Below are 2,669 nucleotides of genomic sequence, written 5' to 3' on the forward strand. Positions count from 1 at the left end.
CGGAGGGGTCTACCGCCACTGAGCTGTTCGAGGACTCCCTGGAACTGAACGCCGACTGCCTGTTCTGGAGCCCGGAACTGCGTGAGCGCTTCCAGGCCCGGCGCGGCTACGACCCCACCCGCTACCTGCCGCTCCTGATCGCCCACGGCCAGTGCCGGTACTGGGTGCCCGAGACGCCGCCGCGCCCCGACTTCGACTCCGCCGATCCCGACGGCGCCCCGACCTCGCTGGGGCGGCGCGTGCGCACGGACTACGACCGCACCGTCACCGACCTGTACGTCACCGACCACCTGGCCCTGATCCAGGACTGGGCCGTCGGGCACGGCATGCGGCACAAGGCGCAGGCCGCCTACGGGCAGAACCTGGAACCGGTCCGCTCCTTCCGGGAGCTGGTGCGCTGCGGCGGGCGCGCGGAGGTGGAGTCCCTGAACTCCGGGGACCGCGCGCCCATCAACATGGACCACCCGAACTGGCGCTTCGCCCTGGACTGGCAGCGCAGCTGCGTGGCCGGCGCCCACCAGGGCGGGGCCGCGCGCGTGTCCACCGAGCTCGGCGCCCAGATGGACAAGTGCTACGACTTCTCCCTGGCCGACTACCGGCACATGCTGGACAAGGAGTGGGCCGTCGGCGTCACCAAGCCCTTCGTGCACGGCTTCGCCGCCCAGGACCCCGAGGCGCCCTGGCCGACCCGGGGCCGCTTCGGCACCATCGTCTCCGAGTCCTGGAACCACCGGCACTTTCCCCAGTGGCCGCACTGGAAGGGACTGACCGACTATTGGGCGCGCGGCACCGCGGTGCTGGAGACCGGCACGCCCCGAGCGGACGTGGCCGTCTACCGGGACGGCTTCCTGACCACCGCCGCCCGCGGCAACGCCGAGGCCGACGCGACCGCCCCCGACCGGCTCATCGACGCCGAGCCCCTGGAGCGCGCCGGCTACAACGTGCAGCTACTCGACCCGGTCGGCCTGGCCGAGGCAGGCGCCGTCGGCCTCGAAGCGGGGCGAGTCGTGCTCTTCCCGGAGGGGCCCGCCTACCGGGCACTGGTGCTGAATGCCGCGCTTCAGGGCGGCGCGATCCCGTTGGATGCGGCCCGTGCGCTGGCGCGCGCCGCCGCGGAGGGACTGCCGATTGTGCTCGTCGGCCGGCCGCCCACCGGGGATGCCGGATGGGGCGGCGCCGACGCCGACGCGGCCGTCCGTGAGGCGATCGCCTCCGCGCTCGCGGGACCGCGCGTGAAGCGGGTGGACGGCTGGGCGGAGGTGCCCGGCGCGCTCGCGGCACTCGGGGTGCGGCCCCGCGTGGCCTGGAACGGGCCGGTGCTACTGACCCAGGTGCGTGACGCCGCCGAGGGCCGCTACGTGCTCGTCTACAACCCCGCCGCGCAGGCGGTGGCACTGCCGCTGGAGATCGAGGGGGCCGGGCGCGTGGAGGTCCTGGACCTGGACGCCGGCGAGATCACTCGTGTGGGTGCCGAGGTGGCCGGCGGGCGTACGCGGGTGGAGGCCTGCCTGGAGCCGCTCGGCTTGGTGATGCTGCGGATCGTGTCCGCGGGGGAGGGCGCAGTGGCGGCGGCCGCGACCGCGGGGAGTGGCGACACAGTCGATGAAGTCGGCGCCCGTGCGGTGGCCGGGGCGGTGATCGGAACCGGGGCCGTGGGCGGTGCAGCGGATGCGTATGGCGTGGACGCCGCCGCGTTGCGTGGAGGTTCGGCGGCCACCGCCCGCGTCAGTGCCGGCGGCGAGGAGTTCGTGCTGACGGACTGGAGCCTGACCGTCCTCAGCGAGGAGCCCGCCGGGCCCCGCACCATCGTCCTGCCAGGGCAGGGCCCCGGCGACTGGCGCGACATCGCGGCGCTGAGGGACGTCTCCGGCACCGGCCTGTACCGGGCACGCGTGGAAGTGGGCAGTGGCGGCGACGCTGGCCGGGCTGTGCTCGCGGGCGCCGTGCTGACGCTCGGGGAGCTGGGCGGCAGCGCCGTGGTGCGGGTGGGCGACCGGGTCTTCGGGCCGGTGCTGCGCGACGCTGCGGCTATCGCGATCGGGGGCGCGCTGTCGGCGGCCGTGGCCGCAGGACAGGAGCCGATCATTGAGATCGAGGTGCGCACGACGCTGCGCAACGCCACCCTGGCGGCTGACGCCTACATGGCTGGCCCCTGGGCGGTGGAGCACCCGAGCGTCCCCCACGGCCTCCTCGGCCCCGTCCACCTCCGCTAGCCCCTCCGGTCCCCTCCACCGAGGTCGGTAGATCTTACGTACCGAGGTCGGTTGATCTTACGTGCCGACGTCGGTTGATCTTACGTACCGAGGTCGGTGGAAGTTACGTGCCGACGTCGGTTGATGTGGCGGAGACTATATCCGGGTTGGGTGTGGTTGGAGTGGGCGCGTAGGGGCTGCACACTGGAGGCTTTCCATGATTCCGCGGTCGACGGGGGAAACCATGGAATCATCGCCCTGTCTATGGGATGAGCATCCAACAAAGACACTAAGCCATCCGCAGTGCAGTCGCTGCCCTGATGCTTGACCGGAACTGTCCAAGAGCGGCATAAACGCGGAAAGGGGCCGTTCGGTCGGTTGTGCAGAACGGCTTGATTTCAACGGTTTTCGAAATGCAGGGGAACCGGGGGTGCTGTGATGTCTCAGGACATCGGTGACAGTTCTGCCTCAGGACAT

General features: G+C 71.8%; 1 protein-coding gene. It reads left to right on the plus strand.

Going from position 1 to position 2,669, the window contains the following annotated elements; all coding sequences use genetic code 11:
- On the plus strand, positions 1 to 2,213 hold a 2,213-nt coding region (locus tag BN1056_RS07205; protein ID WP_210580064.1), incomplete at its 5' end, for a glycosyl hydrolase.
- Positions 2,214 to 2,669: the final 456 nt, after the last annotated feature.

The organism is Actinomyces succiniciruminis (assembly GCF_900002405.1).
Classification (GTDB): domain Bacteria; phylum Actinomycetota; class Actinomycetes; order Actinomycetales; family Actinomycetaceae; genus Actinomyces; species Actinomyces succiniciruminis.